Below are 25,828 nucleotides of genomic sequence, written 5' to 3'. Positions count from 1 at the left end.
CGCGGTCATCCTACGCGTGCGATCCTTTGGCGGGCTAATATGGGTCAATTGCAGTGGTGGGTTTCTATTCCGCAGCCCGGCCGAGGGCGGAATCCAACGGCGGTCGGTACAGGTAGTCCCGCGTCAGGGGGACCGCATCAATGCTGCGCGAAAGCTGGAGCTGAAAAACGGTCTGCCGCCCATGCCGGAACGTCTGCTCGCAGGCGGCCAGATAGAACCGCCACATGCGGACGAAGCGCGCGTCGTAAAGCGCGCGCACGGCGTCTTCGTTTGCGCTGAAGCGATTAAACCAATGCCTTAGGGTATAGGCGTAGTGCAGCCGCCAGCATTCAATGTCTGCCGACCACAGCATGGAATTTTCGACCGCTTTGCTGATTTCGGAAAGTGTCGGGACATAGCCGCCGGGGAAGATGTATTTTGCCAGCCATGGATTTGTGGCGTGGGGCGGCGCTGTCCAGCCAATCGTATGGATCAAGGCGATCCCCTCGGGCGACAGGCGATCCCGAACGGTACGGAAATACTCGTCGTAATGCGGCAGGCCGACATGTTCGAACATACCAACGGACACGATCCGGTCAAAGCTGCCCTCGACCTCGCGATAGTCGCAAAGGCGAAATGTAACGCGGTCGGACAATCCGGCGCTCGCCGCACGTCGTGTCGCCATCGCATGTTGTTCCGTTGACAGGGTGACGCCCAGCACCCGCGCGCCGTGATCCCGTGCGAGGGTCAGCGCCATCCCACCCCAACCGCAGCCAATGTCGAGCACCCGCATGCCGGGTCGGATCATCAGTTTGCGGCCGATGTGGTCCTTCTTCTGAGCCTGCGCGTCTTCAAGGGTGTCGTCGGGCGCCTGAAAATACCCACAGGAATACTGCCGGTCGCTATCCAGAAACAGATCGTAGAGCGCGCCGGACAGGTCGTAGTGATGCGCCACATGGCGTCGGGCTCTCGTGGCCTTGTTGTTCTGTGTCCATCTGCGCAGGGCATCGCGCAGTTTCAGAAGCGGTTTTTGCCACCAGATCCGGTTTGCGTCACACTGGCTCTGAACCACCAGGGCAAGCAGGTCGTGCAATCGGTCTCCGTCTATCGTCAGCGACCCGTTCATATAGGCTTCGCCCAAGGCCAGTTCTGGGTTCAGAACCAAGTGGCGCACCGTCGCCACATCTCGCAGGCGCACCGTAAGCGGATCGCCCGTGCCGTCGCCATAGGTATGACGGACCCCGTCTGGCATGACCACGGTCAACGTTCCTGACCGCAGCATATGGCGCAGCATCCGGTTCAAAGCGTTTTGCCACATACGGTTCTCCTTTGCTGATCGTGCCGCAATCTGCATCCGGATGCGCGGCACGATCAGCAGCGCTATTTCGCCTGCGCGATCTTGATCTTGGTGGTCTTGGCCACGGCTTCAGGTGGTTTGGTGATCGTGACGGTAAGCACACCGTCTTTCACGACGGCCTCCACTGTTTCGGGGTCGATGCTGAACGGCAAAGTCATCATCCGTTGAAACGCGCCGGATCGGCGCTCAACACGGTGAAATTCCCGCCCCTTCTCGCCGCCTTTTTCATCTTTTTCGGACTTTTTCTCACCCTTGATCACGATACGATCACCGCTGACCGAGACATCGACATCAGCTTCGGTCATGCCCGGCAGTTCTGCGGTGATGCAGAATTCCTTGTCCGTTTCGCTGAAGTTGGATCGCACGCCGATATCGTCACCACCGCTGAAAAACCCGTTGCCAAAATCATCGAACAGGCTGTCGACCTGCTTGCGAAGACTGACCAGAGGATGATCCTCCTCGCGCCTGTCTTTCATCCAGTTCGTTGGCAGATAATCCTGATAAGACATCATAATCCTCCTGTGAATGTGTTGAGTCGGCCCACAGGCTAACGGGTGGCGCGTGCCGGATATTGAGCAATGTCAAATGCCGCCGTCATGACTGTCCGTAGTCTGGGCCCGATTGACGAAGGGGTTCTGTGATGCGGCACACGAGGATGTCCGGCGCCAAAGAAAATGCTCTGCTGGCCGAAAAGCTGGCCGAGGTTGCAGACTTGCTGGAACACCAGCGAGCGAACCCGTTTCGCGTCCGGGCTTACAGGCAGGCCGCCGCCTACATTCAAAGCCTGACGGTTCCGATCCGGAAGTATCTGGGATCTGATGATGTCCGTGACCTCGAAGCGCTGCCGACCATTGGTCCGTCGATTGCTGCTGCCATCGTCGAGATATTGCAGACCGGGCATCTGCGCCTGCTCGAGACGTTGAGGGGTGAGATAGATCCAGAAAAGCTGTTCCAGACCGTGCCCCAGATCGGGCCGCATCTGGCCGCCACGATTCACGACGGTCTTGGGATCGACAGCCTCGAGGCGCTGGAGATGGCGGCCCATGATGGCCGGCTTGCCGCGCTTGCCGGGTTCGGACCCCGCAGGATCAGGGGCATTCAATACGCGCTGGCGGAGATTTTGAAAGGACACCGGCCCTTGGGTGGCGCCCGGATCATCCCGACCCCACCGGTTTCTGAGACGCTGGATGTTGACCGGCAATACCGGCTTGCCGCAGATGCGGGCACATTGCCGTTGATCGCCCCAAGACGTTTTAGCGCCGATCAGCGCGCGCGGTTGCCTGTGCTGCACACTGAAAGAGGCGACTGGCACTTCACCGCGCTTTATTCGAATTCACCCCGTGCGCATCGGCTGCACCGCGAACGGGATTGGGTCGTCATCACCTATGAAAGGGACGGCGAAGGCAGCCACAGATGTACGGTTGTGACCGAGTTCAAGGGCCCCCTCGCCGGCAAACGCGTGATCCGCGGCCATGAAACAGCCTGCGCGCGCCACTACGGGGTTGGGATGGCGTGACCGGGGTGGCGTGTTGCGTTGACATTGATCAACGGCGAAACAGCGATCGACCTCATATTCGTTCTTAGGTTCTTTGGAGGAGTTCCGAGATATGATTGTTCTCAGAAGTGTGATTTGCGCGTTGTCTGTTGTTTCGCTTGCCGGGTGTACACCGGCTGACTACGGGCCACGCGAAACAACGGGGGGTCTGACGGGTGCAGCGCTTGGTGGCATGCTCGGCGCGCAGTTCGGACGCGGTGATGGCCGGCTGGCCGCAACTGGTGCCGGCGTGCTGATCGGCACGCTTCTAGGCAGCGAGATCGGTCGTTCCATGGACGATACCGACAGGCTGCGTGCGAATGAGGCCGTCAGACGTGCGCATGGGGCAGAGCTTGGCGAGACGATCCGCTGGAACAATCCCGGCACGGGAAACCTTGGCACGGTGACGGCACTGCGGGACGGTACATCGAGCAGCGGACAGTACTGCCGCGAGTATCGTCAGACCATATCGGTTGATGGTCGCCGCGGCACGGGAACCGGAATTGCCTGTCGCCAGCCCAATGGTACCTGGCGGCTTGTCAGCTAGTCCGAACGGGTTTGTGTGCGGTGCAACCTTTTGTGGGCCTGATCGTTTGTTGACAAAGTCAACAGGGATGCGCGCCGCGGCGTTGACATCCTGGCCAACAGCATCTCCCCGCAACGCCCCGGACTTTGGCCCGCACCAAACTCATCTTCGTCACTCCGGCGCCTAGGCGTATGCCTTTTTACGACCGTCTTACCGGCGATCAGGGTGGACTGACCGCGCCTTTCAATGTGAACAACCTTTGCTGCAGCGCGATTTGAGGGACGCCGCGTGCGCAGACTGGTTGCAGATGTCGCCTGTGTTGATCGGGCACGGGGTGGTTCGGCATGCGTTCTGTTTCTGTATCAAAATGCGCATTCTCGTGGGTGCGGCTTCAGTTGTGGATGCCGCTACAGCGCTGCAGATCGCGCGTTGTGTGGTTCGAAATACGGTTCTCAATCTTGGCGGACTTTTCGTGGATCACCAAAGTAAGCGGGTGGTTTGTATCACGCCCAATCTCGCAATTTCTGACCAGCCAACTGCACAAAGGTTTGCCCAAGTTGAACGTAAGCGCTGCGAAACTCCACCGCCGGGCAGCATTCGCTGCAATTGACCCTTATCAATTTGCCACCCATCAAATCGTCTATCCGTCAAGTGTAGTATGCCGATGGACCAGGGTATGCAGGCTCCAAAGCGGGAAGGGAAATCAGATGAAGATTTTGAACTCGGCAATTCTGGGCGTTGCGCTGGGCTGCAGTCCGGCCCATGCAAAACAAGGGTTTGTTGCCACGCAGTGCAGTTCAGATGTTGCGCGCCACTACGACGGGCTCTCACATGTGCGCGGTGCCGTCCGACTGTTTTTTGAAGAGAAACCATCCCAGGTTTCCCCCTGAGTGTCTTGCGGCATTGGCGGCGGCGGGTCCCCGCAGTAGCGCGGTCTTGAAGGGCGGAATCAGTGCTCTAGCCGGGGTGGCGCGCCGGTGGGGGTCTGCACAAACCCGTTCTGTCGGTACAGGGATGCGGAGACCGGCTATCTCACGTCACGTTCGTCATGGGCGCTGCAGGCAAACTGCGCACGGGGCAGATCCGACCCCCCGGACGTTTGACCAACACCGCGCCCATACACATCGTCATAGGTGACCGGCGCACCGGTCGCATCCGGGAAAGTCAGGAAATAGCCGACACGCACCGGGATGGCCGGCGTTGCGACATCCAGCGTTGCCGGTCCGTTGGCAAGCCGGTGCACCTCCGAAAGATCCATGTCGAGCGTCCAGGCAACAAGAATGTCCCATCGTTCCACCCGTATGCATCCATGGGAAAGAGCCCGCACCTCGCGGTCAAAAAGATCGCGGCGGTTCGTGTCATGTAGATAGATGGGTATCTGTGCCGCGAACCTGATCGCCGCGAGCCCCAGAGGGTTTTGCGGACCGGGCGGCCATATCCTGTCGCGGTATTCGCCACTTGCGATCATTGATCGGGTTGGGCGCCAGGTCGGGCGAAAACGAACCGTTTTCGTCGTCGTTTCCAGCAATGGCGTCGGGTTCCAGGATGTGCCCACGATAACCCGGCTTCGCAATGTAGGCAGGCCATCTTCAAAGGCAATCAATTCGAAAGCGGGAATATTGACGAGGATCGCCTTGCCCCTTCGTGGCACCTGATACGGGACACCGAGACGGTCAAGGGCGCCCTGAAATTCAGAGCTGCCTTTTGGCACCGGGGTCTCGGAGGCAGCGCCAAGGGTTCCGATGACGGCAAGGGCGCAGACCCAGATTTGCAAAAGCCGACAAGTCTTGGAGATGAGATCTGCCGTTCCGGCGCCGATACCCCCGCGAGACCGGCGGGACCAAAAACCGATGCGCATGGTTTGGGTGCAAAAAATGAGCATGGGTTCCTTATCCTGATCCGCCACGGTTGCCGGATATCACGCGCCGGGGCCGGGAATTTGAGATAGGTCAAGTGCCAGCAGTTTGCGAAAAGTATCTGGCACCCCCTTCGCACCATCTCCTTCTTTGGCGATCCGCACCGCAGCAGGGCTGCATGGCAAGACAGGCCGCCAAACACAATCGACTAACCGGGCGGAGCTTTGATCTGGCTCAATAGGCTGGCCTCCCCAACACCTAACTTGCTGAAAAAGACCATCTGCTGCCGCCCCGCGGAAACGGCAGTCCGCTTGCCTGACGCTGTTCGGATCGGACAGGTGCCGAATGTCCGTATCTCATTGATCTTACTCTGGCGGTCAGCGCCGGAGCGATCCAGTTCAAAGGGAGATTGCGACAATGGCAGTAGGATCAAAGATACCACGGCCCCGCACGGCGACAGCATCCACGCACCGGGAAGACCCCGAGAGGGCCGATAGGTCCAACGTCTTGGTTTTCATCGGGCCGGATCAAAAGAACGTGGCAGCGCTCTGGCACGCGCAGATGGTGGCACAGGCATTCGGCGGGCATGTTGTGCTTTTGCGGGTTATGACACCCCCCGCCGACAACAGCAGCTTGATCGATCCAGTGGAATGGGACATCAAGAAACGAACCGCGTTGAAGTGTCCGGCACGTCTGGCGGAACCTCTGGATCGAAAAGAGGAGAAAGCCGAACCACATCTTTTTGAGGGACGACTATTCGATCAGATATCGGCCTGCGTGGAAGCCAGAAAAGGAGATATCGCCGCTGCGCTGCGGTCCCGCGACCAGGGGTGCTGGCAGTTTGATGATACCATCCTCGGTGTATTGAATTCGCAGAGTGCGGCCATTCTGATGATCCCCGACAGTTCCGAATGGTCAGCGAGGCAGGGGATCCGGCGTATTTTGGTTCCAATTGACGGCTCGACCCGTTCGGAAAGGGCGCTGGGGCAGGCCGTCACGCTGGCCAAAGCAGAAAATGCGGCACTCCTGTTGTTCTATGTCGCGCCAGAACCGGGCCTGACCGAATTTGGTGTCATCGACAGCAGAGCGGTGGAACTGAATGAGGCGGTTATAAAGAGAAACACGCGCGCCGGCAGGGCTCATCTGAACAGGATCACGAATAGACTGGCGCATCACAACTTGCAGATTTCAACCCGCATTGTGCCGAGTGGCGATGCCAGACGCGTGCTCCTTGCAATGGGAGAAAAGGAAGGCGTAGATCTCGTGGTCATGGCAACCCATGGGCAGGGCGAACACAGTGACGTGCCGGTTGGAGACGTTGCCCATTTCATTCTTGATCGGGCCGAGGTTCCGGTGTTGATGGTCCGGCATGACCGCGACGGCAGAAGCGCAAAGCGAGGTTGATTGCCCAGGCGCTTTGGCAGCGCGTCACAGAATCGTCGTAGGACCTCCGGCGATGATCGACAGGCTTGGCGCGGTGGTGTCTTTGACGGGCTGGCTTGATAAGATCTGCGGCTATTGCGCAGACCCCCCGCCGGAATAAGATCGGGCAGCAGATTGGTTGCTGGATAACGACTACCAGATCGCCCGCGCTTTTCTTGGTCTCAAGGAGGACATGCCACCGGCCTTCTATCGAAAACTGTTGACGTTGGATGATCCCCAGGGCGCGCGTCTCCCACGCGTGTTCGAGCTATCGCAGGAAATCTTCGATGCCCTGCGACCACAACTTACCCTGGCCGACCTGACCAGTTTCATTCAGGCCTATCAACGGACATCCAGCCTGACCAATGCCGAGTTATGGGCATTGCCGTCAATGCTGCGGCTTGTTTGCATCGAGCGACTGTTTTTTGCGTTCAGCGCAATTGAAGCGGATCTGGCCCACAGATACGTCTTACCGCGGCACGGAAAACGCAGACATCTCCGACCCTGTTGACCGGACCGCGCAGGCCATCACCAACCTGATCGTGGTCAATACGATGACATGGGCCGATTTTGTAGACGAGACCAGTCGCATCGAAGCGGAACTTCGCAGGGACCCGGCGGATATCTATCGGAACATGACCTTTGAGACGCGGGACAGATATCGGACCGCTGTCGAAAGGCTGGCACAGCGCTGTGACTTCTCAGAGCAGGAGGTTGCGCGGCAAGCTTTCAAAAAATGTCGACTGCAGGATGCCGGATCCCTTCGTTCCCATGTTGGTCACTGGCTGATCGGCGATGGTTTTGTGTTGCTGGAGACAGAGTTTGGCTGTCGGGTAGCGCCTCTGTCTCGTCTGCGTCGCTGGCTGAGCGCTGGGCGCGATCAGTCTTATGCATTGAGCCTGGTTCTGGGTGTCTTTGCCGCGTTGCTGGTACCGCTGGCTTATCTCGGGTTCCATGATGCAACACTGCTTCAGCGGGTTTCCGGTCTCCTGATTTCGCTGGTGCCGGCCTCGGTCTTCGGCGTCTGGGCCGTACACTGGATCATCACAAAAATGACCAGCCCCGAGCCCCTACCCGAAATGGATTTCTCCAAACCGCCGAGGTGGTCTTTGCCCTGGGAGAGGTTGCGGAGGACACCAGCCTGCCCGCGGCGGTGCGGAAGTGGAAAAGCCCGTCCGAATTTGAAGCGTCGCACCAACGGCTGAAGCAGACCTGGAATGACCGCCTTGGTGCCGTTCAGGTGAAAACCCCGGATCCGGTCTTTGATCTCATGGTCAACAGGTGGCTGCCTTATCAGAACCGATCCTGCCGCATCATGGCGCGCGCGGGATTTTATCAGGCTGGCGGGGCTTTCGGTTTCAGGGATCAATTGCAGGATGTTCTGGCGCTGCTGCACAGCGATTCGGCACCAGATCCTCTTGGCCGCGCGCCACCAATTTGAAGAGGGCGATGTGCTGCACTGGTGGCATCCGCCCGCAGGTCGCGGCGTACGTACCCGCTGCACGGACGACTATCTTTGGCTGGTGTTTGTGACTGCACGCTACGTGGATGCAACGGCGGATGCAGATATCCTCAACGCGGTGGTTTCGGTTCTCTCCGCACCGGAGTTGCGCCCCGAGGAAAACGACAGCTATGCCTTGTTCGACACAGGCGAAAGTGCACCGCTCTATGATCACTGCGCGCGCGTCCTGAACCGCATGATGGCGACTGGATCGCACGGGCTTCCCTTGATGGGCGCGGTCGGCTGGAACGACGGCATGGACCGGATCGGTGACGGCGGTCCGGGCGAAAGTGTCTGGCTCGCCTGGTTTCAGATCGCCACCGTGGGGCTGTTTGCGCCGCTGGCCGAGCAGGCCGGACATGGCGATGACGCCGACCGCTGGCGGGAGCATGCTGGCAGGCTGGGCCGGGCCTTGACGCAACATGCATGGGACGGTGCATGGGACGTCCGGGCCTTTGACGATGAGGGTGTGCCCTGGGGAGCCAGCGAGAACGATGAATGTCGGATCGACCTGATTGCGCAAGCCTGGTCTGTGCTGGCAGGCGACCCGGTTGAGGATCGCGCGTATCAGGCCTTGCAATCGACACAGGATCAGTTGGTGGATAAAGAGGCGCGGCTGATACGGCTTCTTACGCCGCCTTTTGACCAAACGGATCGCGATCCAGGCTATATTCAAGCCTATCCACCGGGCATCCGGGAAAACGGGGGCCAGTATACCCATGCGGCGACCTGGCTTGGGGTGGCCTATGCCGCGGTCGGGGATGGTGACCGTGCCTACCAGGTCTTTGACATCATCAACCCGATACGTCGCGCCGCCGATACAGAAGGCGCCGATCATTATCGCAGAGAACCTTACGTTCTGACAGGCGATGTGTCAGGGGCCGGGGCGCGTAGCAGGCAGGGCGCGCGGTCCTGGTAGACGGGTGCTGCAGGCTGGAACTGGCAGTTGGCCTTTGCGGGCATATTGGGCTTGAAGCCCAAGGCGGGCGCGACTTGCATTGAACCATGCCTGCCAAAGGGGTGGGACAGTGCCAAGGTGATATTGAACGGACCGCAGGGTCGCCTCGAGATCAGTATCTTTGGCCAGAACAAAACCCGGCGGGCGCGCAACCCATTACTGTGGATGGTCAGCGCTGGCCGTCAGCAACGGTGCCGTTTCCGGGTGCGGGTCAAGCTCGTCGTGTCGCTGTCGAAGGAGAGGAGCGTGCAACACCAACCAAGGGCCGTCCCAAGCGAGGCGGATAGGTCCCCGGAAATGCGGCATGTATATCGGTACGTGGCACCTTGCGCGGCACTGACACTCTGGTCGGGCACGAAAGAGATTTTCGAAATCATGCCACAGCATGACGAATATCAATCCGGCCCCTTCGAAACGGGAAAGAATGTAGATTGCTGACCGATGGAAGAGTGTCTCATGCAAACCAATGCGCTGCCAAAGATGGAGATTTCCGCACCCCAAACGGGATGCTGCCCGCGCTTTGATCCGACGGGGTGGGAAGGTCGCCATCTGCATTTTCAGAACAAATTGTTTGTCTGCGCCACAACACGCAGCCTGTTGCATGTGCCGATCAATATGGGCCGGGTTTTCACACGGGTTCAGGGACACATCGAAGACTCAGGTGCGCAGGATCCTGACGGAACCCTTGTTCTGAGCCGCGATCTCTCTGCATCAGAGGGAGAACACTTATTCGCGGTCACGACAACGGTTCCAGAGGAAGAAATGACTACACTGTCCGGGGATCTCATAACGCGCGTTTTCGAGGGGCCCTATCGCAAGTCCCCCGACTGGGTGCATGAAATGGGGATTGCGGCGCAGGTAATGGGGCACGAGGTTGGACGTATTTTCATGTTCTATACCACCTGCCCGAGATGCGCGCGCGCCTATGGAAAGAACTATGTGGTCGGTGTCGCGGAAATTGACATGGACCCCGAAAAGCGAGGGAGAATGAAGGATGAAGGATCCTGAACTGGACATCTTGATCGATGAGCTGGAAACACGCTCAGATCTGACGGTAGCGGATTTCGGCGGCGTGGCCGGGGGCCTTGCGTTTCTGCTGCCTGAGGCGACAGCGTCAGAACACAATCTGGCCGAGCGCATTAGCGTCACAGATACAGCCATCCACATTGCGGATCAGGCTTTTCCGAATTGGGCGGTGCACATCCATGGACGCGCCAATGACAAGGACGGCCACTGGCACTGCACTTTGCGGGAAAACGACAGGCGCGACAACGATGCCGCGATCGGATCAGGTCGCTCGCCGGTTCTGTCGCAGGCGATCCTCGCCGCAACCATTCGGCTGGCGATGATCCTCAAAAAAGACTGACCTTGAGCGGCTTTGTTGCGTTGATGATTTTGGGTACGGGGGGCTTTCAAGCGGCGGGCAAAGGCAATCGCACCCATCTCCAGCGGATCAAGGTAAAGCTCGTTGAGTTCTTCCAGACGGCTGCCGGGGGGAAGCGTAAATCTTCTACCACGACGGTTGCATCAAGGGCGGTCAGCATCGGTCGCGTTCGTTTCCCCAAATCCCCCGGGACACCCTTGCCGCATCTGCCTGTGGCAGTATTTGCGGCGCGCTTGCCCTGAGTGCTTTGGATCATGCAGTTGGTCTACCATGCCGTGATACACAGTCGGTGCCAGCTGGTACTAGAGTGACGGTGCGGTTGTCATCCCTCGGCTTGCAGATCGACTAGATCCCGCACCAGGGCGCCTTCCGCGTCACAGGCAAGCCGGATGGCATCGTTCACCTCTGTGCCTTCGATCACATAGGCCTCCAGCTTGAAAAAGAAGTTTTTGAGTTGGTCAGCCTCGAAGGCGGGCAGGTAATCCCTCAGAGTACGCGGGCGATAGAACTTGAAGAACATCTTTCCCTGTGGCTCACTGGAGACAAAGAGATGGCTTTTCAGACGGGTCTTGAGCCGCGCAAGGGGCAGGGCGGTCTGAACGAACACCCCCCAGTTCTGGCCCCAGCCTTTATCGAGATACCAGTCCAGAGCGTCCCCGAAGGATTCAACTTGGATCAGCCATGGGGCGACTTCGGCTAAATCGTCAAAGGCCGCGCCATCAAAAAGACATTGAGCGGGCTCCGGGAAAGCCTCGGCATAGGTCGCAATCTCGGGTGCGGCCGCGGCATCGAGCAACAGGTAGCTGCGGACCGGTTCGCCGTCTGCATTGTCGGGCAGATCAAACAAAAGGGTGCGCAGCCTGTCCTCGCGCTGCGCTTTGATCGGATCATGCGGAAACAGGGACGCCAGATCGTTGGACATCAGCAGAACTTCGTGTTCGGCACGCCCACGACGATTTGCCCATCGTGGCCGGTCTTATCACCAACGCGCATGACACCCATGCCATTGATGCGGACCTTGGTCGACCCCTGGACCAGCGCGTCGGGGCCCGGGGTGCCATCGCAGAGGCATATACCACCCTGAACGGCCACGGGAATGCCGTTGACACGTACGTGGGATTGCCCCGCAAAGGTGATCGGCCCGCCCCCACGCATTTTGGGGCAGACATGCAAATGGCCCAGAAGGGCGACAGGTTTGGAGGACATCAGAACAACTCCTCGACGGAATGAACAGGGGAAGCCGCAGCCATTTTCAGCGGGTTGCGACGGGGTTTGGGCAATATCGTCTTACACATTTTTGATATCCTCGGATTTATCAGGACGCGGCAGGTTCTGCCGCTCCGATTTCGGACGTATCAGTAGATGGTCGTCGAATACTTCATCATGTTCCAGCACGGCCCGGATGCGACGCCCACTGATATAGACGGGGAAATCCGGAACATCACCTTCGTCATCGGGCACGGCAACTGCGATGCCTCTGGTGGATGCCGTTAGCAAGGCAGTGTCGATCTGATCCGACGTCCAATTCCAGATGTTTGCGCTCAGCATGACGCTGAAATCCCCCTTCGTCAGAAAGTAACTGCCGCCGTTTTGCTTTCCTTCAAGGTCGTCACAGCGTTCGTCTGGTCTCTCGGGTTCGACATATCCCTCCCGCATGTCCAAAGCTGTCGCAAGCACAGCCAGATCATCGGGCTTGCCGGCCCTGAAGATGCAGCGCAGGTAGTGCGTTTCATCGTTGGTTATTCCCATTCTCACACATCTCACTCCAAAGGGCCATCTGATCGGACGGCATGCGCATCGGTCAGCTTTCCTTGCACTCCTGAACAAAGGGTTTATCCGACTGCAGCGCCTCTACCTGATCGGGCGAGCCGGAGGTGAAATCGACGCTGGGGGATTTGACCTTGAAGTGGCTGGTCTTGATGGTCACCCCGGAGCTGTCGATGATGAGTGTCCCGCCGGGACCGGAGATGCGGAATGTGTCGGTGGCCGAGAGCGTGTGGTTGACGGTTCGGCCAAAGATCGACTGGCGCGCCTCGTAGTCATAGGTTTCACCGACCGCGAGTTTCTTGGTCTTGCCGACGGAGGTGGACTGCATGTTGCCGACAACGGTGTTTTTCGCCACGCCGATGTGCTCGGTACGGGCGACGCCCACGGTGTCGGTGCGGATGCGTTCGACAAAGCTGTTGAGCAGGCCGGATCCCGCGATCAGCCCCGCAGCACGGCCCGCAAGCGACGCGGCCTGGCTGGCCTGCGCGGTGCCCTGGCCCTGCCGGTGCGCGCCCGATTGCTGAAAGCCACCGGTCCCCAACAGCATCGCGGCCTCATTGGCGATGTTGACATCACCGGTAAAATCCCCCGCCACATCGGTGATGGCATCCGCGCCGGTGCGCTGGCCTGCGCGTTGAAACATGCGCCCCCCGGCCTGCAAGAGCGGGCTGAGAAACGTGAGCATCTGAATCGCGCGGCCCCCGACGGTCACGTTGCGGTTGCGCCCGATGCGCTCCACCATATTATCGCCGACTTGCAGGGTTTGGCTCTGGCCGACGGTTTCGACCCGGTTGGCCCCGATATTGGCGGATTGGTTGTTGAGGATCTTTTGCGTCATGTCCTTTTGCGCATGCAGGAACAGGTCTTCCTGACCGTTTTCATCTTCAAAGGAAATCTCGTTGAAGCCATCGCCCTTGTGGGTGTTGGAGCGCAGCACGGTCCGGGTCTTGTTGCCTGGCAGGTCGTAGGGAACAGCCTGACGTTCGTTGGGGACGACGCCGGTGACGACGGGACGGTCCGGGTCACCCTCAAGGTAGGTGACCATCACCTCCATCCCGATGCGGGGAATGACCTGGCCGCCGTAACCCGCCCCCGCCCAGTTCTGCATTGCGCGCACCCAGCAGGTGTCAGAGCCGTCCCTGGCCGCGCGCCGATCCCAGGGAAACCACAGTTTGATACGGCCGTATTCATCGGGGTGAATTTCCTCGCCTGCGGGGCCCGCAACCACCGCAACCTGGGTGCCGTCGATGCGCGGACGGGGCGTGGTGCGGTGCGGCGTGGCAGGCACTGCAGCGGGCAACGCGACAAAGCGGTTCTGGTAGTCGGGGTCACGTCCGCCGGTTTCATAGCTGGAATCGACAACCGTATGTTCCATGGCCAGAATGACGTGTTCGTCAAAGGTGTTTTCGGGGTTGGCCACATCAAAGGGCGTAAATTTGGCCGCCGGGGCGAGCGTGCGTTGGTTGGAGGCGCCATCGACCTGCCGATGCTCCACTTCGGAGGCCTGCATGCGCAGCTTGGCCTGGGTTTCGATCCGGGCGGCCTCGATCGCGTCAGACGCTTTGCCCGTGCCGTAGCCGCCAATCATCGGGTACTCGAACAGCTCGTAATTGCCGTTGGAGGGCAGGGCGACCGTTGACGGCGCTGTCCCCTCTGGCACGGTGCCGGGGGTCTTGAAATTCCAGTCGCGGGCCGTGCGCACACCGGGGGTATAGCGGAACCGCGTCTCAAAGTGGTTGATGTGGTTGCGGTCGGTCGAGCCATGGGCAAAGCGCACGTCTTCGCCCCCTGTATAACCGGCCGTGTGAGAGGCGATGTGCAGCACATGCTGGCCGGGCTGATGTGTGAACCAGTAGAAAATCCCGTCCTCCTCCAACCGCCGCGTCAGATAGGCCAGATCGGTTTCATTGTACTGGACGGAGTAGTGCTGCGGTTGCGGTGCTTCCACCACGCCCGAGGTGTCTGGCGCGGGCAGGCCATGTTCGGACAGCAGCGTCTCGCAGACCTCGATCGCGGTCTTGTCGAGCCAGATGCGACAATCGCTCTTCTGGCTGAGCAGCCACATCTGCGGGCGCAGCGTCAGCCGGTAGCTTTGAAGCCCGCGCGTGACCTTGGGGCCCACGGCCATATCGGTGATCAGCACATTCCACGCGCGCCGCTCCCCTTGCCCCAGTTCCAGCGAGATGTCGGTGGTGTGGCCCACGACCTGATCTGGGGCGAGGTCATTGAGCTTGGAGCGAACCTGCACCACCCCTTCGAAGAGGGCACTGACTTCCTCGCGCAGATCGAGGCGTTCCGCCAATAGCTGATCCGAGCCCAAAAGCCCTTCGATGCGCAGGATGCGGTCGGCTTGAATGTAATTCGGAGCGTTCATGGCAATCTCCCGTAGGCGGGGTGAAAAGGGGTTATCGGTTCTGTTCCTGAACCTTGTCGTGCAGAATATCGCGCAGTTCTTTGACGTCCTGAGCCTGACGTTCCATCAGTTGCAGGCGCGTGACGTCGAGCGGGGTCACATCACCGGCGATACGGGTCCATGTCTCTCCGTCATAGATCGACGCGCCAAAGCCGCCCGCCACCAGCATCACGTCTTCGTTGGCGTCGATATAGGGAAACGCGGTCGGCGCGCCCTCATCCCCGGGAAAGAGCGCCGGACGCCATGCGCGCTTGTCGAAATCGAAAACATGGAGCGCGGCATCTGTGGCCCCGTAGAGCGTGCCCTTGAACCATTGGATATTCGTGACGGGCCAAGCTCGTTCGCGCTGTTCCAGAAGGACCACAAACCCGTCGCGACCGCCCATCAGCAATTCGCCTTTCCCGCCGGACAGAAACACCTTGCCCTCCGGTGCGCAGCAGATGTCATACGCGCTGAACGGGGCCCAGGGGACGTTTTCGAACACCTCCTTGGGCAGCGGGATTTGCGTGAACTCGGACCCGTTCCAATGCTCAAGGCCTCTGCGACGGTCGGTTGCGTTCTTATCATATGGACCCCTATACCAAAGGTAGATGTCGTCCTCTGCGTAGCCGTCCATGGCGCTGAAGGGACCCGGATCGGTCGCGCGGTCGGTATGAGGCGTATGACTGATCACATCCCAGTCACCTGGGCCTTTTCGGCGAAAAAATCCACGCCCGCCGCCCGCGGCATAAAAGTGCTGGCCAAAGAACTTTACCGCGCGCGCGCCACCTTGCGGCATTTTTTCCTCGAGCCCGTTGGGGCCGTCCTTGTATTCAAAAGACGACACTTCACCACCAGCGGTTACAAAAAGGGTATGGCGGTTGCCATTCTGGTTCCGGCCTCCCGCCACCCGCGCCATGTGCATCGACCCGCCGCGATACCCCTTGTACCCCCAATTCCCGGTTTTGAGGTTGGCGCTGATCAGACGTGCGCGAGGTGTGTTGCCCGGTATGGTCTCGTTCCAATCAGCCACGAACGCAAAGGTGGTGTTATCCACGATCGCGGCTTTCGTGATCACCATGCCGTCCAATGCCTTTCGCCAATTCTCCATGGTTTCTCCTTAATCGAGATCGTTTTCGTCGTCTGTTTCTTCAGAAGGCCCGACCAGATTCCCGTTGCTGTCGCGCGGCATTGGGGTGCAGCCCAGGTCATTGTAGTAGTCCTGCAATTGCTGCTTGATGCAATCGGGATCGCAATGGTCGCCAACCTCGCTATCTGCATAAGCATCCGTGACAAGGTTTATTGCGCTGCTCATTGTCATGGGCTGCCCGTCGCCGTGATTTTCTTTTAGTAATTCATCTGTCGCATCATGAACCCGCCCATGGCTGCCCATGCGCTGCGTTGCCCCTTCGACGCAGACCGTGGGAGCGGCCCCGTGATTGTAGCCCGGGCAGTGGGCAACCATCGCGCGGGGCAGCAGGTGGTGACCGGTCTGGCCCGGGCAACACCCCCGGCTGTCTGACAAATCCAGCATGCCCGCATCAAAAAGCCCCGGGCTGCCGCCGGGCGAGAGGGCGGCGCTGCCCATGTCCAGCTCGGCACCCGGACCCTGCCGCCCTTGGCTGGTGTAGGGCACCATGTAACACCGCCGCGCATTCAGACAGGGGTCTGCCTGGGCAAGAGCCGACATCTGTTCGGAGAGCTCGCGCTGAATCTCCGGCAACTCTCCGGGGTTCTGAGCGGCGCGCAGGATTACCTCCGCGTTGCCGCGAATGGCAGAGAGGCGGTTGATCGTGTCGTTGATTTGCGTGGTCGCTTGGGCAAGTGTGATGCCGGTTGAAAAAATGCTCCAGACCCCGTGGACTGCGTTGACAACGGTCATGGCCCCGGCGCAGACCTTGACGGCCGGACCACAGAACGCCGACCCCACGTAGCGCCCAGTTGCGGCAGCACCATAGCGGGTCACAGCATCGCCGGCGATGTTTGCGCCCAGCTCTTCAGCATATTCTATGATATCTTCGAAGTAGGCATCCACCTGTCTCGTCAGATCATCAATCCGATCCCGCACATTTGGCCCGCCCAGTTGAAAAAGCGCCACGCCGCAGTGCTTGTCTTTCCACGTCATCCGGCGGGCCTGCACGGTGCGGTTGCGGCGTCCGGGTCGGCTGCGTCGGTTGTTGAACCGCTGACGCCCATCAAAGAAACGGTTGCTTTCCCGGCGGCCCACTTCGCAGCGGCTTTCGATTGCGCCGCGTTCATCGCGGCAGTTCGAGGGTGGTCTGCCGGGGCAGGTCTCGCAAAAGCCGATGGCGTTATCGGCGTCAAAGGGCGGGCGACGGGCCATGTCAAGCGGTCTCCCTTTGGTCCACCGGATTCAAATCGTCACGATCATTTTCGTCGATCCATTCCAACGCGGGCTTCAGAACATTCTCATGTAACCCGGTTTCAATGTGGTTCATCACCTCGGCATCCTTCATGCCGCGGCCCGCGTCGCGCAGAATAGGCCAGGCCCAGTCGTGCAGCGGGTCCGCGTCCCAGGCGTAGCCTAGCAGAAACCCGATCCGACCGAACCGCCATTTGGCCGAGGTGTCGGTCAAGCCCAGATCCGTCGCCCGCGCGCCCATCTCACGCACCATAATGCGCAGGTCATCGCGAGACATCAGATCCGCTTTTTCGGGCCAAATCCGGCGAAAATCGGCCAGAATAGGTGCCAGTGTCCCGTCGTCTGCGGGGGGTGGCGGCAGATCGGCAAAGGCGCGGTACGCTTCCACCGGGAAAAGCGGGACCTCTTCGGCGCCCTCCGCCACCATCACCGCATCGCAGTAGTCGATGTAGGTATTCCAGAGGTCATCGATCCTTTCACGACCACCGATGTAGGCCTTGTCGGTCAGGATATCATGCGCCCAAGGAACGGCCGGGTCGCTGTCAAATGCAGCGCCCAGAGACATGGCGATATTCACATAGAGAAACAGCGCACGCTCGGTTTCGATTTCGAAAGTTTGCGCCCGGTCGATGGCGGCGGTCGTTGCGCGAAACAATGTCTTCTGGGATCGCCCGGCGGTCATCGGCCCCCGGTAGCCGGGCAGTTCCTCCACCACGCGGGTGGCAAAGCTGTGCAGCGCTTCGTTTTGCAGGGCGAGCACCTGTTCGGGGGTGAGGCGGATCATCACGCGTCACTTTCCGGCGCATGGACATAGCGGGCCAGCGCTCCGGTGCCATCCTCAAACACGAAGCTGTCGATGATGTCGCCAAAGAGCTGATCGGATTGATCCTGATCCAGCACGGCTCTCAGGCGGCGCAACACCCTTGGATCGTGAAACCGCAGCACACAGATTTCGCCCTCAGGCGTTTCCGCATAAATCTGCCGGGACAGATGCGCGCGCAGGGTGCCGATATCGCTTTGCGCCAACACGGCGCTCGCCAGACCCTGTTCCCAAAAAAGCGGAAACAGCGCGTCGAGATCGTGCCGATCGGTCACAGGGATCAACCTTGGTGCCACGGCCAAAAGCTCAGGCTCCACATCATCGGGGTAAAGGGGCAGCATGCGCAGACCGCGAGCGTGCGCCGCTTCCAGTACCGCCGCCCCACGGGCGCCATCGACCAAGAGGGCGCGGGTTTGTGAAGGGGTAGCAAAGAGCGCCTGTGACAACGCCGCACCGGGTGCATCAAAGGTCAGACCCCGGCGCGGACACAGGAATACGATCGCATCACCAAGGGCCGCCGCGACATGCAGGCTGCGCGCCAAAGGATGGACAAAGGCCGTCATCCAGGGCCGCCTTTCGCGCAACACTGTAAATCTGTCATCCGTATTGTGCTGCAAAATACCATATACCTACTGCCTTGTTGAAATCCTGCGGTTAGGATCAGTCAGAATGCACCAGCACACCCCCATCCGGACAAACAATGCGCGTCTTGCCATCCGTGGTCCCGGTGACGGCCGATACAAACGTCCAAAGCATGTCGGGCGACCACTCCGAGGCGCGATCTTCTTTATGGCTGTACGTCTTGAAGTATTGTGCCGTGCCGTTCTTATCGCGCAGCGTCTCATGGCGGTCGAACGAAAGATTTACAATAGGTTCACGGCAAGATGGCCGACTGGTGATGGCGGAAGGCCAACCGAACTCGAGGGCGTAGGGCCAGCCGCGACGGACGCGAATACCGCCCGCTTGATCCAGCAGCCAGTTTGTGCCGATGCTGACACCGATACTTTTTCCAAGCCGGGCACCGCGGGTTCCAATCGCCGAGATGATCCCGGCCATGACGCTCATTTTGAAATTGATTTCACTGGTCTGCTTGCGGGACTTCTGCAGATAGCCGTTCGTGGGCCACGACAGATGAAGCGCGTTGGTAGACCTTGCCGACAATTCCTGCTTGCTCAGCAGGCTGGGGTCCTTTCCTGACCCCATCCAATGTCCGCCATCGGTATAGTTTGTCCAGTCGCGCGCGGCACGCGTGCTTTCCCGCCGGTCCCAAAAGGCGTCCCGTCGCGCGCGCGCGACGGCGGAAAGGTTTTTCACAGCGGGGCTGCGGGCGATCTTTGGCGCGTGGTTGCAGTCTGGCATTTGTTTCATTCCTTGCAGTCCGTTGGGTAAGGTCGCTGAAGGAGCGGGGCCGCCCGCCAGATAACCGGTCAGGCGGCCACCACAAATGTTGGAAACAGGCACCAGACAGCCCCCTGCCGGGAACGTCTGGTCCCTTGTTGCTGGCTCAGGCCGCGCGTGTCGTTGTCAGATCGTAGGATGCGATCATGGGCGACTGCGGGCTGTGGTTTTCATCATGTGGTGTGTACTTCACTTCCATCTTGGTAAAGTTCAGCCGGATGGTTTCAATCGGGCGGTCACCGGAGGTGTCGACGGAGTAGTTCGAAACCAGCGTGTTGGTCAGAATGTACTCCACATAGGTGTCACCGGGATTCCCGGTCGTGACCAAATGGATGGTGACGGTTTTGCCCGTACAGCCCGAGCAGGCCTCTCCAAAGAGACGGGTAGAGGAGCTGTCGGTCACCTTGGTGAGAACAACTTCGGACACTGTAGGTTCTGACGCCTCGCGGTTCGCGGTCGAGCCGGCCTGCGTAGTCATGTTGCGCGTCACGTTCCAGTGCATGGTTTCGATGTCCATCCAGGCACGATGCGTCTCATGGGTTGCATCACCGGAAATTCCATCCATTTGCAGATAAATCGGCATGATCTTGCTCCTTAATACATTGAAATTCGGTCGTGAAAGTCGAGGATGAGAAGGAAAGGGAGACCAAGGGCGGCCTTCCTTTCAGCTTGCAAGGCGCCTCCTCTTGCCGAGGGCGGAAACGGTGAACCCGGTTCCGTCTGGGGCGACGCCAATCTCGATGGCGCGCGGGACAAACCCACCCGCCACCGAATTCAGGAAAAGGTCGGCAATGCGCGGCAAAACATCGCGCGCCAGCATGGTTTCAATTGCACGGGCACCCGTGTCACCGCTCTGCGCGAGCGCTGCAAGACGTGCGCGGGCGGCCCGGGTCACCTCCGTACGGGCTTGATAGTTGCCCTGGACGCGGTCGGCGATCTTGGCCAGTTGCAGGTCGACGATCTTGGCCATCGTCCCTGCGTCCAGCGGCAAAAAGGGCACTAAGGTCAACCGGCCCAGAAACGCCGGTTTAAACTGCTCCAGAAGTTCCGGCTTCAACAGATCGGGGATGTGATGGGCTTCTGGTAGTGTCTCAGGGTCTTCGGCCAGTGTGGCCAGGGTTTCTGTCCCGCTATTGGCGGTCATCAGGATCGTGGTGTTCCGGAAATCAACATCACGTCCTTCGCCGTCGCGCAGGCTGCCCTTGTCGAACACCTGATAGAAGATATCCTGCACGCCCGGATGTGCCTTGTCGATCTCATCCAGCAGCAACACACCATAGGGCCGACGACGCACCGCTTCGGTCAGCACGCCCCCCTCACCATATCCGACGTAGCCCGGAGGCGAGCCCATCAGAAGTGAGACTTTGTGCTCTTCCTTGAACTCCGACATGTTGATGACGGTCAGCCCCTGGGGGCCGCCGTAAAGCTCATCCGCCAGAGCCAGCGCGGTTTCCGTCTTGCCCACACCGGATGTCCCGACCATCAGGAAAACACCCTGTGGACGGCGCGCATCGTTGAGACCCGCCCGCGCCACGCGCATCGCCTCGCTGAGCGTGTCAATGGCGGCATCCTGCCCAATCACGCGGGTTTTCACGCGGTCCGCAAGGGTGCCGACGGCGGCGATCTGGCTGCGCAACAGCCGACCTGTGGGCACACCGGTCCAGCGGCCAATCACCTGGGCAATTGCTTCGGCATCCACAACCCGACTGACCAGCGGGTTTTCCCCGCCCGCTTTCTGTAGCTGCTTTTCAAGGGTCCCAAGCTGCGTCAGCGCATCGGCTGCGCCGCTGGCAGCGGCGTGATCGGCGGCATCAGCCAGTGCACGTTGTTCCGCCAATTCGGCAGCGATCACCTCTGCGGCCTGCTGGGCGCGGGCCAGACGTTGGGTCAATCGGGTGATGTCGCGCGGCGCACCAGCGGTTGGCGGTTCGGATTGCAAGCGGTCCAGTTCAGCGCGCAGATGATCCGCTTCGATCTGGTGGGCCTGCAGCGCGTCAGGATCCACGTCGCGGCTCAACCTGACGGCGGCAGCGGCAGTGTCGATCACGCTGACGGCCTTGTCAGGCAGCTGGCGTTCAGGCAGATAGCGCGCGGAAAGTTCCACTGCAGCGCGCAGGGCGCTTTCTCTGATCGCGATGCCGTGATGATCTTCGAAGCGTTTCACAACCGCCCGCAGCATGCGGATGGCGGTATCAATGTCGGGCTCATCCACTTTGACCGGTTGAAAGCGGCGGGTGAGTGCCGGATCTTTCTCAAAGTGCTTTTTGTACTCGCTCCAGGTGGTTGCCGCGATGGTCCGCAGCTCACCACGGGCCAGCGCGGGTTTGAGGATGTTTGCAGCATCTCCCTGCCCCGCCTGTCCACCAGCGCCAATCAGGCTGTGCGCCTCGTCGATGAAAAGGATGATCGGTGTGGGGCTGGCGCGGACCTCATCCAGCACACCGGTCAGGCGGCGCTCGAACTCGCCCTTCACACCGGCACCGGCCTGCAACAGGTTCATATCAAGGGTGTAGAGCGTGACATCGGCCAATGATCCGGGTGCGCGCTTTTCCGCAATCATGACAGCAAATGCTTCAACCACCGCGGTTTTGCCCACACCGGCCTCCCCCAGAAGGATGGGGTTGTTCTGCCGCCGGCGCAGCAGGATATCCACCATCTGGCGCAGCTCTGCGTCCCGTCCCACGATGCGGTCGACGTCACCGGCGCGGGCTTGCGCGGTGAGGTCATGTGCGTAGGTCTCAAGAAAACTTTCCGAGCCCGCAACCGGCGAAGAGGGCATCGCGATTGTATCGCTCTGGCCGGTGGTTTCGGCGGTTTGGGCTACATGTTCCAGCTGACTGAGATTGAGCTTTAGAAGGGCGGGTGCAACACGGCGCAAATGACTGCGCAGCGCCGTATCGGAACTGAGTGTCAAAAGCAGGATTTCAGCGCTGATTTGAGCCTGCGAAAAACGCAGCGATGTCGCCACCCAAGCCTCGCGGGCAAGATCGGTGATCTGCGGCGACATGGTCGGTGTGCAGGGCTCGCTGCGGCGCAGCATTTCGATTGACTTTGACGCCTCCGCCCGCACCTGAGAAGGGTTAACGCATGCGGCTTCGATCACGTGTTTCGCTTCGGACTCAGACAGCGCAAAGATCCAATGTTCCAACTCGATCGAACTGTGTCCGTTACGGACTGCCAGTGACGCTGCGCTTTCGAGAGCGCGCGACAACTCCGGCGCCAATCGCCGGATGAGACTATGCAAATCAATCACTGACACAGGCAAGACATAGATACAAAAAATCAGCTGCCGGTTGTCCCGGCACCCACGATTCCCCACAGTTAACTTGCCTTAAAACATGCAACTCGACGAATGTAGTTCAAGGACTAATTTCATCTGCAAACCGGAGCAGTTCGTGTAGTCTGAAAACGCGAATCGGAGCTGTCTGTTGCGTAACTATTTGTTTATGAACGATTTCATCGTTCTACCTTTGGGGGTATAATAACGTGTCTTTCCAATCAGAAATTCGGTGCGCCGGGTCTGAGGTCGGCGACAATCCGCGCATTTCGCAGGCCGGACAGGCGGATTACCGTCGGTTGAGGGATCTGCGGTCTGCCGCGCGTGACGACGAGCGTAAACAAGAGGTACAAGATCGCTCGGACCGTCATCTGCGTGTTGCTCCGCAATGGACAGAAATTGCTGAGCTGGCAACAAAACTGATCCGTGAAATAGGGAAGGATATCGAGGTCGCCATCTGGCTCATCGAAGCTGAAACACGTCTTAATGGTCATGCCGGAATGGTTAACGCGGTTGCTCTTTTGACTGATATGGTGACGGTATACGGTCGCATGCTGCACCCGCATTCCGAGGATGCCGATGACCGTCCTTTTGATATGATTTCATCGCTCAATGGCGCTGGTCGAGAGGGGACATTGATCCAGCCTTTGCGACTTCTTCCGCTGGTCCCTGATGTGCCTTACGGAGAGGCCTGTTTGTGGTCGACACAGGCGGGCGCCGAAGCCGAGACCGCAGCTGCTCTTGCGTCGGCGGGACCGGACGCAGTGCGGGAGAAACTGAGTGATATTTTGGCGGCTCAGACCGCGATCGAGGCCTGTGACAAGGCCCTGACGGAACTACTGGGTCGCGAGGCGCCCCCGTTCTCGCAAATTCAGGAAATTCTGGAGGATTCAGAGGCGGTTCTGAGACGTTTGGCCGATCTGGGTGAAGCGCCTGAGGAAGCTGAACCCGCATCCGAAAGCCCGGTCGTCGAGACACCGTCCGAGGTCACCGCCCAGACATCCGCTGGCGCGATCCGCAGCCGCGAGGACGCCTTCGAGCATCTTCTGCGCATTGCGCGGTTTTTCCGCCATGCAGAACCTCACTCGCCCATTGCCGATACGCTTGAGACGCTGGTGCGGCGCGGGCGGATGGATTTTCTGACCCTGATCGAGGAACTGATCCCTGATCCCAATGCCCGTCAGGCTGTCATGACCTCAGCCGGAATTGGCAAGACCAAACCTGGCAATACCGGTGCAAACTAAGCTGTACCCGGTCCTCCCGCACCGAAATTTCAACAGGAGAAAGTTAAATGGCAAGCATTCACGACAAATTGGACCAGGTTCGAAAGCCACGGGTCCATATTAAATACGAAGTCGAAACCGAAGGCGCGATGGTGGAAAAGGAATTGCCCTTTGTCGTCGGCGTGCTCGGTGATTTTTCCGGCACGCCCACGCAGGAGCTCAAGCCGTTCTCGGAACGCGGTTTTGTGCAGATCGACAAGGACAATTTCGACGACGTGCTGGAGCGGATGACACCCGGCCTGTCGCTACAGGTCAACAATACCCTGTCCGACGAGGATGAGAACATGCGCGTCAATTTGGCGTTCAAATCCATGGAGGATTTTGAGCCTGCACGGGTCGTGGATCAGGTCCCCGCCCTGAAGAAGTTGCTGGAGAGCCGCAATCAACTGCGCGACCTGCTGAGCAAGGCGGACCGCTCGGAAGAGCTCGAAGTGCTGCTGGAGAAGATGCTGCAGGACAATGATGCGCTCAAAGAGCTGATGGATGAACTTGGCACCGAGGAGGGCAAATAATGGCTGCTGGAACACAGGGCGCCGCCGTCGCCACAAAAACGGAACAGGACGAAAGCCTGCTGGATCAGGTCATCGGTGCCACGCGCCAGACCGAGCCGGACCGCACCAAGGAGTTGCTGAAAACCCTGACGGATGCCGCATTGGACGGCACGGTCAGCTACTCGCGCAACCTGACAATTACACTGACCAAGGCCATCGAAGAGATCGACGCACGGCTCAGCGCGCAACTGGCCGAGATTATGCAGTCACCAGAATTCAGTGCCCTTGAAGGGTCCTGGCGCGGCTTGCAGCATCTGATCTATAACTCCAACACCTCTTCCAACCTGAAGATCAGGGTGCTGAACGCGTCCAAGAAAGAGATCGGGCGCGATCTGTCCAAGGCGGTCGAGTTTGATCAGTCGCGGCTGTTCAAGGCGATCTACGAGGATGAATTCGGCACGCCGGGCGGCGAACCCATCGGTACATTGATCGGTGATTTCGAATTCAACAACAGCTTTGAAGACCTCGAATGTCTGACCAACCTCAGCCATGTTGCCGCGGCGGCCTTTGCGCCGTTCATCTCGGCGGCATCGCCCAAACTCTTCGGCTTTGACGACTATACGGAGCTGAGCAAGCCGCGCGATCTGTCCAAGATCTTTGATGCGACGGAATACGCGAAATGGCGCGGCTTCCGGGAGAGCGAAGATTCCAAATTCGTCAACCTGACCATGCCACGTGTGCTGGCCCGGATGCCCTATGGCCCCACGACCCGCACAATCGACGAGTTCGACTATAACGAGGCCATTGCCTATGACGGCGACCGCATTCCCCATAACAACTACTGCTGGATGAATGCGGCCTATGTCATGGGCACCCGGCTGACCGAGGCATTTTCGGCGACCGGCTGGTGCACCGCGATCCGCGGGGCGGAGAATGGCGGCAAGGTGGAGGGGCTGCCCATGCATCTCTTTTCCACGGACGAAGGCGATACGGACATCAAATGCCCGACCGAGATTGCCATCACCGACCGCCGCGATGCGGAGCTTGGCAAGATGGGGTTCCTGCCGCTGTGCTACTACAAGAACCACGATTACGCTGTGTTCTTCGGCGCTCAAAGCACCCATAAGCCTGCCAAGTATGACCGACCCGAGGCCACGGCCAATGCGGCGATTTCCGCGCGGTTACCCTATATCATGGCGACCTCCCGGTTTGCCCATTACCTCAAGGTCATCGGGCGGGACAAAATCGGATCCTTCATGGAGCCGGAGGATTGCGAAGATTGGCTGAACCGATGGATCAACAACTACGTCAACGCAAACGATGCCGCCGGGGCGGAGAACCGGGCGAAATATCCGCTGCGGGACGCGCGGGTCAAAGTTGAGGAAATTCCGGGACGGCCGGGCAGCTACAACGCTGTGGCGTGGTTGCGCCCATGGCTGCAGATGGAAGAGCTGACCACCTCTTTGAGGATGGTCGCGCGCATTCCAGAGAAGTCCTGAC

At 59.6% G+C, this 25,828-nt stretch carries 24 protein-coding genes and 1 pseudogene; 11 read left to right on the top strand and 14 right to left on the bottom strand.

From position 1 onward, the window contains the following. Positions 1-64 precede the first annotated feature (64 nt). Positions 65-1,297 carry an SAM-dependent methyltransferase gene (locus H7847_RS23580; RefSeq protein ID WP_227271945.1) on the bottom strand — a complete coding sequence of 411 codons (1,233 nt, stop codon included), beginning with the start codon at positions 1,295-1,297 and terminating at the stop codon, positions 65-67. A 62-nt stretch (positions 1,298-1,359) separates the two neighbouring features. Beyond that, positions 1,360-1,845: an Hsp20/alpha crystallin family protein gene (locus H7847_RS23575; RefSeq protein ID WP_227271944.1), complete on the bottom strand. Its 486-nt coding sequence runs from the start codon at positions 1,843-1,845 to the stop codon at positions 1,360-1,362. Between the two features lie 146 nt (positions 1,846-1,991). Between H7847_RS23575 and H7847_RS23570 the strand changes: the two genes are divergently transcribed. Together H7847_RS23570 and H7847_RS23565 are read left to right on the top strand one after the other, a co-directional pair. Further along, positions 1,992-2,852 (top strand): helix-hairpin-helix domain-containing protein, encoded by an 861-nt coding sequence (locus H7847_RS23570; RefSeq protein WP_227271943.1) that lies wholly within the window; start codon positions 1,992-1,994, stop codon positions 2,850-2,852. Positions 2,853-2,943: 91 nt separating this feature from the next. After that, on the top strand, positions 2,944-3,417 hold the full coding sequence (locus H7847_RS23565; protein ID WP_227271942.1) for an RT0821/Lpp0805 family surface protein: 474 nt from the start codon (positions 2,944-2,946) through the stop codon (positions 3,415-3,417). A 1,006-nt stretch (positions 3,418-4,423) separates the two neighbouring features. On the opposite strand, the gene H7847_RS23560 is transcribed toward H7847_RS23565, so the two are convergent. Next, on the bottom strand, positions 4,424-5,254 hold the full coding sequence (locus H7847_RS23560) for a L,D-transpeptidase family protein (RefSeq protein WP_227271941.1): 831 nt from the start codon (positions 5,252-5,254) through the stop codon (positions 4,424-4,426). Positions 5,255-5,669: 415 nt separating this feature from the next. On the opposite strand from H7847_RS23560, the gene H7847_RS23555 reads away from it, so the two are divergent. The 6 genes and pseudogenes from H7847_RS23555 (at position 5,670) to H7847_RS23530 (ending at position 10,759) form a co-directional block, all read left to right on the top strand. Continuing rightward, positions 5,670-6,656, top strand: a complete 987-nt coding sequence (locus H7847_RS23555) for a universal stress protein (RefSeq protein ID WP_227271940.1) — start codon at positions 5,670-5,672, stop codon at positions 6,654-6,656. Between the two features lie 157 nt (positions 6,657-6,813). After that, a complete protein-coding gene (locus H7847_RS23550; RefSeq protein WP_227271939.1) occupies positions 6,814-7,185 on the top strand; it encodes a hypothetical protein in 372 nt (123 codons plus the stop codon). Positions 7,186-7,944: 759 nt separating this feature from the next. Beyond that, positions 7,945-9,094: pseudogene (locus tag H7847_RS23545) on the top strand (GH36-type glycosyl hydrolase domain-containing protein). Positions 9,095-9,589: 495 nt separating this feature from the next. After that, positions 9,590-10,141, top strand: a complete 552-nt coding sequence (locus tag H7847_RS23540; protein ID WP_227271938.1) for a hydrolase — start codon at positions 9,590-9,592, stop codon at positions 10,139-10,141. Continuing rightward, complete coding sequence (locus tag H7847_RS23535) at positions 10,128-10,499, top strand: hypothetical protein (protein WP_227271937.1); 372 nt, start codon at positions 10,128-10,130, stop codon at positions 10,497-10,499. Before H7847_RS23540 ends, H7847_RS23535 begins: the two co-directional genes overlap by 14 nt. 2 nt (positions 10,500-10,501) lie before the next feature. Continuing rightward, positions 10,502-10,759 carry a hypothetical protein gene (locus tag H7847_RS23530; protein ID WP_227271936.1) on the top strand — a complete coding sequence of 86 codons (258 nt, stop codon included), beginning with the start codon at positions 10,502-10,504 and terminating at the stop codon, positions 10,757-10,759. Positions 10,760-10,839: 80 nt separating this feature from the next. On the opposite strand, the gene H7847_RS23525 is transcribed toward H7847_RS23530, so the two are convergent. The 11 genes from H7847_RS23525 to tssH form a co-directional block, all read right to left on the bottom strand. Further along, entirely contained in the window at positions 10,840-11,439 is a 600-nt protein-coding gene (locus tag H7847_RS23525; protein ID WP_227271935.1) for a DUF4123 domain-containing protein, read from the bottom strand. Further along, entirely contained in the window at positions 11,439-11,723 is a 285-nt protein-coding gene (locus H7847_RS23520) for a PAAR domain-containing protein (RefSeq protein ID WP_227271934.1), read from the bottom strand. The genes H7847_RS23525 and H7847_RS23520 overlap by 1 nt, the downstream gene beginning before the upstream one ends. An 81-nt stretch (positions 11,724-11,804) precedes the next feature. After that, positions 11,805-12,266: a hypothetical protein gene (locus H7847_RS23515; RefSeq protein WP_227271933.1), complete on the bottom strand. Its 462-nt coding sequence runs from the start codon at positions 12,264-12,266 to the stop codon at positions 11,805-11,807. Between the two features lie 52 nt (positions 12,267-12,318). Continuing rightward, positions 12,319-14,658 carry a type VI secretion system Vgr family protein gene (locus H7847_RS23510; RefSeq protein WP_227271932.1) on the bottom strand — a complete coding sequence of 780 codons (2,340 nt, stop codon included), beginning with the start codon at positions 14,656-14,658 and terminating at the stop codon, positions 12,319-12,321. A gap of 31 nt (positions 14,659-14,689) precedes the next feature. After that, the gene (locus H7847_RS23505; RefSeq protein WP_227271931.1) at positions 14,690-15,787 is read right to left on the bottom strand and encodes a hypothetical protein; all 1,098 of its coding nucleotides are present in this window, start codon (positions 15,785-15,787) and stop codon (positions 14,690-14,692) included. 9 nt (positions 15,788-15,796) lie between these two features. After that, positions 15,797-17,020: an HNH/endonuclease VII fold toxin-2 domain-containing protein gene (locus H7847_RS23500; protein ID WP_227271930.1), complete on the bottom strand. Its 1,224-nt coding sequence runs from the start codon at positions 17,018-17,020 to the stop codon at positions 15,797-15,799. Position 17,021: 1 nt separating this feature from the next. Continuing rightward, a complete protein-coding gene (locus H7847_RS23495) occupies positions 17,022-17,843 on the bottom strand; it encodes a low molecular weight phosphatase family protein (protein WP_227271929.1) in 822 nt (273 codons plus the stop codon). Then, entirely contained in the window at positions 17,843-18,442 is a 600-nt protein-coding gene (locus H7847_RS23490) for a DUF4123 domain-containing protein (protein ID WP_227271928.1), read from the bottom strand. Before H7847_RS23490 ends, H7847_RS23495 begins: the two co-directional genes overlap by 1 nt. Before the next feature lie 97 nt (positions 18,443-18,539). Beyond that, the gene (locus H7847_RS23485; protein ID WP_227271927.1) at positions 18,540-19,340 is read right to left on the bottom strand and encodes a hypothetical protein; all 801 of its coding nucleotides are present in this window, start codon (positions 19,338-19,340) and stop codon (positions 18,540-18,542) included. Between the two features lie 43 nt (positions 19,341-19,383). Then, positions 19,384-19,860: an Hcp family type VI secretion system effector gene (locus H7847_RS23480; protein WP_227271926.1), complete on the bottom strand. Its 477-nt coding sequence runs from the start codon at positions 19,858-19,860 to the stop codon at positions 19,384-19,386. 81 nt (positions 19,861-19,941) lie between these two features. Next, the gene (gene tssH / locus H7847_RS23475) at positions 19,942-22,530 is read right to left on the bottom strand and encodes a type VI secretion system ATPase TssH (RefSeq protein WP_227271953.1); all 2,589 of its coding nucleotides are present in this window, start codon (positions 22,528-22,530) and stop codon (positions 19,942-19,944) included. A gap of 233 nt (positions 22,531-22,763) precedes the next feature. On the opposite strand from tssH, the gene H7847_RS23470 reads away from it, so the two are divergent. Genes H7847_RS23470 through tssC form a run of 3 tightly spaced genes read left to right on the top strand, consistent with a single transcriptional unit; the run spans position 22,764 to position 25,827 of the window. Beyond that, on the top strand, positions 22,764-23,798 hold the full coding sequence (locus H7847_RS23470) for a type VI secretion system protein TssA (protein WP_227271925.1): 1,035 nt from the start codon (positions 22,764-22,766) through the stop codon (positions 23,796-23,798). Positions 23,799-23,845: 47 nt separating this feature from the next. Then, positions 23,846-24,349 carry a type VI secretion system contractile sheath small subunit gene (tssB, locus tag H7847_RS23465; RefSeq protein WP_227271924.1) on the top strand — a complete coding sequence of 168 codons (504 nt, stop codon included), beginning with the start codon at positions 23,846-23,848 and terminating at the stop codon, positions 24,347-24,349. Next, entirely contained in the window at positions 24,349-25,827 is a 1,479-nt protein-coding gene (tssC, locus tag H7847_RS23460; protein ID WP_227271923.1) for a type VI secretion system contractile sheath large subunit, read from the top strand. The genes tssB and tssC overlap by 1 nt, the downstream gene beginning before the upstream one ends. Position 25,828: the final 1 nt, after the last annotated feature.

It is taken from the genome of Roseobacter weihaiensis, assembly GCF_020622345.1.
Lineage (GTDB): Bacteria > Pseudomonadota > Alphaproteobacteria > Rhodobacterales > Rhodobacteraceae > Roseobacter > Roseobacter weihaiensis.
Note: the sequence above shows the minus strand (reverse complement) of the source record. Positions and strands in the feature narration are given on the sequence as shown.